Annotated in this window: 9 protein-coding genes; all 9 read left to right on the top strand. The window is 59.5% G+C overall.

Annotation, left to right across the window (positions count from 1 at the left end; translation table 11 throughout):
* The first annotated feature begins 395 nt into the window (after positions 1-395).
* The 9 genes from trpS to ispH are packed head-to-tail and all read left to right on the top strand — an operon-like array spanning position 396 to position 7510.
* Entirely contained in the window at positions 396-1397 is a 1002-nt protein-coding gene (gene trpS, locus VMX79_05635; GenBank protein HUV86577.1) for a tryptophan--tRNA ligase, read from the top strand.
* Positions 1398-1400: 3 nt separating this feature from the next.
* The gene (locus VMX79_05630; protein ID HUV86576.1) at positions 1401-2108 is read left to right on the top strand and encodes a segregation/condensation protein A; all 708 of its coding nucleotides are present in this window, start codon (positions 1401-1403) and stop codon (positions 2106-2108) included.
* Positions 2105-2641: an SMC-Scp complex subunit ScpB gene (gene scpB, locus VMX79_05625; protein HUV86575.1), complete on the top strand. Its 537-nt coding sequence runs from the start codon at positions 2105-2107 to the stop codon at positions 2639-2641. Before VMX79_05630 ends, scpB begins: the two co-directional genes overlap by 4 nt.
* Before the next feature lie 57 nt (positions 2642-2698).
* Positions 2699-3565, top strand: a complete 867-nt coding sequence (locus VMX79_05620) for a site-specific DNA-methyltransferase (protein HUV86574.1) — start codon at positions 2699-2701, stop codon at positions 3563-3565.
* Positions 3566-3612: 47 nt separating this feature from the next.
* Entirely contained in the window at positions 3613-4539 is a 927-nt protein-coding gene (locus tag VMX79_05615) for an XcyI family restriction endonuclease (GenBank protein ID HUV86573.1), read from the top strand.
* Positions 4518-5288, top strand: coding sequence for a pseudouridine synthase (locus tag VMX79_05610; protein ID HUV86572.1), 771 nt, complete (start codon positions 4518-4520; stop codon positions 5286-5288). The genes VMX79_05615 and VMX79_05610 overlap by 22 nt, the downstream gene beginning before the upstream one ends.
* Complete coding sequence (gene cmk / locus VMX79_05605) at positions 5278-5982, top strand: (d)CMP kinase (GenBank protein HUV86571.1); 705 nt, start codon at positions 5278-5280, stop codon at positions 5980-5982. The genes VMX79_05610 and cmk overlap by 11 nt, the downstream gene beginning before the upstream one ends.
* Positions 5982-6665, top strand: coding sequence for a lysophospholipid acyltransferase family protein (locus VMX79_05600; protein HUV86570.1), 684 nt, complete (start codon positions 5982-5984; stop codon positions 6663-6665). Before cmk ends, VMX79_05600 begins: the two co-directional genes overlap by 1 nt.
* On the top strand, positions 6662-7510 hold the full coding sequence (gene ispH, locus VMX79_05595) for a 4-hydroxy-3-methylbut-2-enyl diphosphate reductase (protein HUV86569.1): 849 nt from the start codon (positions 6662-6664) through the stop codon (positions 7508-7510). Before VMX79_05600 ends, ispH begins: the two co-directional genes overlap by 4 nt.
* The last annotated feature ends 257 nt before the right edge of the window (positions 7511-7767 follow it).

The raw sequence follows: 7767 nt of genomic DNA, 5'->3' as shown, positions 1-7767 counted from the left end.
CGGCCAAGCCGTAGTGATAAGAGGTCCCTATGTTGGGGAACGAAGCCACCAGGTCGCCTAAGTCGGCCGAGGCCGTGCCCGCGAGCAACGCGAGCGCTAACAAAAATAGAATGCCCTTACGCAAATTTATTCACCTCCTTTAACGTTTTCATTATTAAAAACTAACAAACGTGTTCCTGAAATGCAAGCTTTTTCTGTCCGTTTTCTCGAGAAAAAATTTACCGTTTTTATGGCTTTTTGGCCTACACCTACGACGATAAGACCTCGTAAATTTTGAAGATGCGTACACTCACCGTTAGGCCTACGATACCGGTCGGCCGACGGCGGACGCCGCGGCCGTTGTTGCACATTGCCTGCGTATGTGCTAAAATCGCCGAAATTAAGGCGAGGTTTTTATGGCGAAGAAGAAAGGCACGATTCTATCCGGCATGCGGCCTACCGGCCCGCTTCACCTCGGCAACCTGGCGGGCGCCCTCACGAACTGGGTCGCGCTGCAGGGCGAGTACGACTGTTTCTACGAGATAGCGGACCTCCACGCGTTGACGGACCGTACCGATACGTCGGCGATACCGGAGGACCGCCTCGAGGTATTGCTCGATTGGCTCGCCGCCGGCCTCGAGCCCGAACGCTCGGTCCTCTTTATCCAATCCGAAGTCCCGGAGCACGCTTTACTCTACACCTTGTTGGGTATGTTCGTCCCGGTGTCCTGGCTGGAGCGCGTCCCGACGTACAAAGAGAAGATTAGGGAATTGGGCCTCGGCGAGTCGGCCTCCTTCGGCCTTTTGGGATATCCCGTCCTTCAGGCGGTGGATATAATTATCTACAAGGCGAACGCCGTCCCGGTGGGCGAGGACCAATTGCCGCATCTGGAGCTCAGCCGCGAGATGGCGCGGCGCTTCAACCACCTCTACGGCGAGGTCTTCGTGGAGCCGCAGGCGCTGCTCACGAAGACGGCGCGCCTCCCCGGCACCGACGGCCGTAAGATGTCGAAATCGTACGGCAACGCCATCTTTATTAAGGACCCGCCGGGGGAGGTAGAAAAGAAGATAAAGATGATGTTCACCGACCCCAAGCGCGTCTATCGCCGCGACGCGGGCCACCCCGACCGGTGCAACGTCTACCTCTACCGCCGGCTGTACGAGGCGGCGGCCGCGGAGGAGATTTACGAGGATTGCAAGCACGCCCGCATCGGCTGCACGGACTGCAAGTTAGCGCTGGCGCGGGCCGTAAATGAATACCTCGAGCCCATCCGGCAAAAAAGGGCGGAGTTCGCGCGGCGGCCCGATTACCTGCGCGACGTGCTCGACGACGGCGCGCGGCGCGCGCGCGAAGTGGCGAAGCCGACCTGCGACCAGGCGTACGACGCGGTGCGTTTAACCAGGGCGAGGCGAGGGTAGACGGTGACGGACTACCGCGTACGACTGCCTGTTTACGAAGGTCCCCTCGACCTCTTGTTGTTCCTCATCGGGGAGGATGAGCTTGACATTTACGACATCCCCATCGCCCGGGTAACCGAGCAGTACATAGCGTACCTCGAGTTGATGCAAGAGCTCGACCTCGCCGTCGCGGGCGAGTTCTTCGTTATGGCCGCCACCTTAATGGAAATAAAATCGGCGATGCTCCTTCCGCGCGGCGACGTTCCGAAGGCCGAAGGGTTGGAAGACCCGCGCGCGTTGTTGGTGGCGCAGCTCCTCGAGTACCAACGGTTCAAGGGCGCCGCCGGCGAGTTGGCCGCCCGCGAGGCGGAGCAGTCGTCGAAGTACCCCGCCGGCGGCGACGGCCGCTTCAGCGGCGGGGCGGCCTCCGGCGAGTCGATATTCATCCTCCTCGACGCGTTCCGCGGCGTATTGGCGCGCGCGCCCGAAGCGCGCGACGTGGTCCCGGGACTTCGCGGCCCGACGATCGAGGACCGGCTGGCGTACGTCCGACGCCGCCTCAAGGACGCCGGCGGCCGCGTCCGCTTCGACGCGCTCTTCGAAGGGCCGCGCATCGTTATAATCGTAACCTTTCTCGCTTTACTCGAGCTTTTGCGGGCCGGCGAGTGCCGCGTCCGTCAAGACCGTACTTTCGACGAAATATGGATATACCCGACGTTGGCGCTGGTATGAACGCGGACGACGAACGACAGGACCTGCCCCTCAAGAACGTAGTCGAGGCGGTGCTGTTCGTCGCGCCGGACCCGTTGCCCCTAAAAAAACTCGCCGCCCTGACCGGCGCCTCGCCGGACGAGCTCCGGACGGTAATCGGGGAACTCCAGGGGGAATACGCGGGCCGCGGCGTCGAGCTGGCGTACGTGGGGGGCGGGTACCGCTTCTACTCCCGGCCCGAGTACGCGCCCTGGGCCAAGCAGGTTCTACCCATCGAGAGGGGCCCCCGGTTGAGCCGGGCCGCGGTCGAGACGCTGGCGATAGTCGCCTACCGGCAGCCCCTAACGCGCGTCGCCGTCGAGGAGGTCCGGGGCGTCAACAGCGACGCTGTTTTAAAGACTTTACTCGATAAAAAGTTGATTATTACCGACGGCCGCGAAGACGCGCCCGGGCGCCCCTTCCGATATCGCACCACGAAGAAATTCCTCCAACACTTCGGCCTTGCCGCCCTGAACGACCTCCCGTCGCTGGAAGAGCCCGAGACGGGGGGGTAGCTGTAGGAAACGGTTGTTCGATAGGTTTATAGTTATTTACTACAAGGTAAACTTAAGATGGTAAATAACCGGGATCGTTATTTGAACGGGACTACCAGGCTTATTAAAAGCGAGCCGGAAGGTAGCCGTATAATCGTCGGCGACGCCAGGGTTTTATTAAAGGAACTGCCGTCGGAGAATTTCCGGTGTTGCATTACGAGCCCTCCGTATTGGGGAACGCGCGATTACCGTGTTGAAGGCCAGATCGGTTCCGAGGAATACTTGCCGGATTACTTAACGAATTTAGGGGATGTTTTTAAAGAAGTTAAGAGGGTTTTAACGAACGACGGTTTGTTATGGTTAAACTTAGGCGATACATATACTAGCGGCGATCGAAATAGAAGAGCTCCTGATAAAAAGAACCCGGCGCGGGCAATGGATTATAGGCCTCCCACGCCCGAAGGCTTGAAACCGAAAGACCTTATTGGCGTACCTTGGCGTGTCGCTTTTTATTTACAAGAGCGGGGGTGGTACCTCCGTTCGGATATCATTTGGTATAAACCCAACTGCCAACCCGAGTCCGTAAAAGACCGGCCTACGCGCGCCCACGAATACATATTTATGTTTTCAAAATCGGAAAAATATTTTTACGACTACGACGCCATGCAAGAAGTCGCGGGCCCGAACGGGAAGCCTCGGAATAAAAGGACCGTTTGGCGCTTAAAAACTGTGGCTTTCCCGGGGGCACACTTCGCTACCTTTCCCCCCGGTCTTATCGAACCCTGTATATCGGCGTCTACTGAACCCGGAGATTCGGTTTTAGACCCGTTTTTCGGGTCCGGGACCGTCGGTGAAGTGTGTTTGAAATTTAACCGTAAATTCGCGGGGATTGAGCTTAACGACGAATACGCTTCTATCGCGAAAAGAAGATTAGGCTGGGAGTGAAAATATGAAAGAAGGGAAAGAGGCGGGTTTCGGCGTATTAATACCGAATCTGCAAATCGCTTTTTACTATCGACTCAAAGAAATACGGGATTTATATAACGGACGCTTTTAAGAGAACAATCGAAGAAATAAACATCGAGAAATTGGACCGCGAATTGAATACGTACGTGAAGGCCGAGCTTTTAGCTCGGGTTGCGTCTTATGGTCTGCGGGGCGAGGTATTTTTCCCTGTACCTTATCTACTAGAAAGCAACCCGTTCCTCCTCGGTTATTATCGCTTACTGTACGGTCTTTCCCAAAAGGAATTTTATAGTAAGGGCCCTTTCGGTAAGTTCAAGTGCCTGGAGGATCGCGGCGAAATACCAACCAGGATCGCTCAATCTATTAGACCTTTATGCGAAAGCCTTATAGCTACCGGCGGGGCGCTAATAGGGAATATCGATTACCTTGCTATTGATACCGTGCACGATTTGCAATTGCTTACGTTAGGGCCGCAGTTCCGCGGGAGCGAAAATACGAGGATAGGAAAAGAAGCGGTAAAGGAATTTTTCGAATTAATAGAAAATTTAGTATCGGGGTATATAAAAGACACCACTAAACGTTCCATTCTGATCGAGAATGATTCCGGACGGAAAATAATAATCGAATTTTCGAACGACCCGGACGTTAGGATTATTCAATTGCTCCCCGATAGGTACCAAAAGATATTATCAATAGAAATAAAAGGGGGTAAAGACGTATCGAACGTTCATAACCGTTTGGGCGAAGCAGAGAAAAGTCATTTGAAAGCAAAGAACTTGGGATATCCCCAGTTTTGGACCGTTTTAAAAATCGATGTAGACTTGCCGCGTGCAAAAAGCGAATCCCCTACGACTACCCGGTTTTTTAATATGGATAAAATAATCGACGCCGGGACCGAAGAAGGAAGAGATTTCCGCGATTTAGTAGGTGTATTGTTGGGTATTCAGCTCTAACCCTTGCGATTAATATCCCAGGTAATAGCGAAAAAGTTTCCGGCATCCGCATCAACCGGTACCTGGCGATGTGCGGCCTGGGCGCGCGAAGGGCCGTCGAGCGGTTGGTGAGGGAAGGCCGCGTCGTAGTCGACGGCGCCGTCGTCGACGACCTGGCGTTTCGCGTTCCGCCCGGGGCGGCGGTTTCGGTCGGCGGCAAGGAGGTAAGGCCGGGGCGACGCTTCCGCTACGTGGCGTATCATAAGCGGCGGGGCGTTTTGACGACGACGCGGGACCCGTTCCGCCGTAGGACGGTACGCGACGATCTGCCGCGGCAGCTGCGAGACCTGAAGCCGGTGGGGCGGCTCGACGGCGATACCGAGGGCTTGCTCCTGTTGACCGACGACGGCTCGTTCGCCCAGCGCGTGGCCCACCCCTCGTTCGGCGTCGTCAAGAAGTACGTCGTGGACGTTAGCGGCCGTATGACGAAAAAGGACATCGCCGCGCTGGAGCGTGGCGTCGAATTGCTGGACGGCCATATGGGCAAGGTGAAGGTCGATTCCGTCGAACGGACCGCCGCCGGCTCGACCGTTACGGTCAGCGCCGGTTACGGCCGGAAGCGTATGATACGTCAAATGTTCGCGGCCTTGGGCCACAAGGTGAAGGTGTTGCGCCGCGTCGCCGTGGGGCCGGTAACGCTCGGCCGCCTGTGCCCCGGCGAGTGGCGGGAACTTACCGAAGAGGAGGTTGCGGCCCTGGGTGACTACTGAAGGCCGTGACGTCGCGGTGGTCGTAGCTCTGGACGGGCCGGCCGCCGCGGGAAAGAGTACCGTGGGAAGGGCCGTCGCGCGCCGGCTCGGGTTTTCGTTCGTCGAAACCGGTAAGTTGTACCGGGTTTTGGCGCTGATAGCGGTACGCGATAAACTCCCGCTGGACGACGGCCCGCGCCTGGCGGCCGCGTTTAATAAAGCGGACGTGCGGTATACCGTAAACGACGGCGAGCCGCTCGTAGCGGTGGACGGCGAAGACGTCACGGCCGAGCTCGCCGGCGGCGACGTGGCCGAGGCGGCGTCGGCGATATCGGCGTTGCCGGAGGTGCGGGCGGCGTTGTTGCCGCTGCAGCGACGTTTGGCGGAACCGTCGGGGGCGGTCGTCGAAGGTCGGGACGTGGGCACGGTCGTTTTCCCGGACGCGACCTACAAGTTCTACCTCGACGCATCGCCGGCCGAGCGCGCGAGGCGTCGCGCGCGCGACTTCGCGGCGGCGGGGAAGGACGTCGCGGCCGAAGAGGTGGAGAGGGATTTGGCGGCGCGCGACGGTCGCGACGCGGCTCGAGCCGCGGCCCCCCTCCGGCGCGCCGACGACGCGGTGTACGTCGATACGACCGCGAGGACGTTCGAGGAGGTCGTCGATTTTATCGTGGATTACGTTACGAGAGGGAAGGAGGCGCGCGCCGCCGGATAATGCGCGTCGACGTCGGACATCTTTTACGGGTTGTGCTTTGGCGGGTTTCGCATTTCTTCGTCGCCTGGCCGTTGGGTAAAATTTATTTCGACTTCGAAACGCGCGGTTTGGAACGCCTACCGTTACGGGGGGGCGTTTTGGCCGCGGCGAACCATGCGTCTTACCTCGACCCGCCGCTGCTGGGAAACGCGACGCCGCGCGTAATGTACTATATGGCGCGCGCGGACCTGTTCGGCGGCAAGTTCGGCGGCCCGTTTATTAAGGCGTGGGGCGCGTTCCCCATTCGACGCGATATGTGGTCCGCCGGCGGTTTGAAAGAAGCGCTCCGCAAACTCGACGAGGGGAAGCTCGTTTTATATTTTCCCGAGGGTACGCGTACGTACGACGGCGGCCTCCGGAAGCCGATGGTGGGAGCGGGGCTGCTGGCGTATCTGGCCCGGGCGCCGGTAGTGCCGGTTTACATCGACGGCACGTTTCGCGTACTGCCCCGCGGCGTTAAGTTTCCCCGGCGGGCGAAAGTGACGGTGTCCTTCGGCCCCCCCGTAGATTTGGCGTCGTACCGGCGGATGCCCGCGTCGAAGGAAACCTACAACGCTATAGCCGACGATATTATGGCCGGCATCGCGGCGCTGCGCGGCGGCGGCCCCGCCGCCGCCCCCGCCGCCGGAGAGGGGGCGGCGTGAAGATAATCGTGGCGTCGGACGCCGGCTTCTGCTTCGGCGTGAAGCGCGCGACCAAGGCGGCGTTCGAGGCGGCGACCGCGGCGCCCGGGCCGGTGTATACGCTCGGCGAACTAATACATAACCCCCAGGTCGTTAAGCAGCTCGAGCGCGTGGGGGTACGCGTCGCGCGCGGCGTTGCCGGCGTCGGTACCGGCACCGTGATAATAAGGTCCCACGGCCTTCCCCCCGCGGTCCTACAAGCGCTCGAGGCGCAGGGGGCGGACGTTTTGGACTTGACTTGCCCTACGGTGAAGGCCGTACAACAACGGGCCGCGACCCTCGCCCGCGAGGGCTACGAGGTGGTCATAATCGGCGACCGCGACCACCCGGAGGTCGAGGCTATAGCCGGGTACGCGGGTCCGGCCGCCGTTATCGTCAATTCCGAGGAGGAGGCGGCGGCCGTCCCCCGCATCGAGAAGATGGGCGTCGTGATGCAGACGACCCACGACGTGACGACTTGCCGCCTTATTGTCGGCGTTCTACTCGACAAGGCGCACGAGATTCGCGTCTTCAACACGCTGTGCGACGCGACGGCGAAACGCCAGAAGGCCGCGCTCGAGCTCGCGCGCGGCGTCGACGTAATGGTCGTGGTGGGAGGCCGCAACAGCGCCAACACCGCCCGCTTGGCCGAAATATGCCGGCGGGCCGGCGCCGAGGCGTACCACGTCGAGACCGCCGAGGAGCTCAAAGCCGATTGGTTCGACGGCGTCGAAACCGTTGGCGTTACCGCCGGGACGTCGACGCCGGATTGGGTAATCGACGAGGTCGTCGCGAAACTGGAGACGTTGTCGGTTGCCGGTAAGTGATATTGGTCCTTTCGCGGACCGGCGACGACATATTTAACTTGCTTCCGTGAGTAAGCATTTGTTAATATCTATCGCCGAATGAGGGAAGCCGTCTGGCGAGCTTTATCGTACGTTGCTTTCCTCGGCCTATTCGCGTATTTTTACGGCCGGGCGGACGTAGCGCGGCACGGCCGCCGTGGCTTCACGATATTCGTTTGGGAAGTCGTCGGGTTCGTTTTATTCGACGTCGTTCGCGTGAAGTTCGGGTGGCCGGCGGT

It is taken from the genome of bacterium (assembly GCA_035529855.1).
GTDB lineage: Bacteria > RBG-13-66-14 > B26-G2 > WVWN01 > WVWN01 > WVWN01.
Note: the sequence above shows the minus strand (reverse complement) of the source record. Positions and strands in the feature narration are given on the sequence as shown.

Bases quoted from the DNA above. Each gene is read 5' to 3' on its own strand.
- trpS (HUV86577.1), top strand. From the start codon at position 396: ATGGCGAAGAAGAAAGGCACGATTCTATCCGGCATGCGGCCTACCGGC.
- scpB (HUV86575.1), top strand. From the start codon at position 2,105: ATGAACGCGGACGACGAACGACAGGACCTGCCCCTCAAGAACGTAGTC.
- VMX79_05620 (HUV86574.1), top strand. From the start codon at position 2,699: ATGGTAAATAACCGGGATCGTTATTTGAACGGGACTACCAGGCTTATT.
- VMX79_05600 (HUV86570.1), top strand. From the start codon at position 5,982: ATGCGCGTCGACGTCGGACATCTTTTACGGGTTGTGCTTTGGCGGGTT.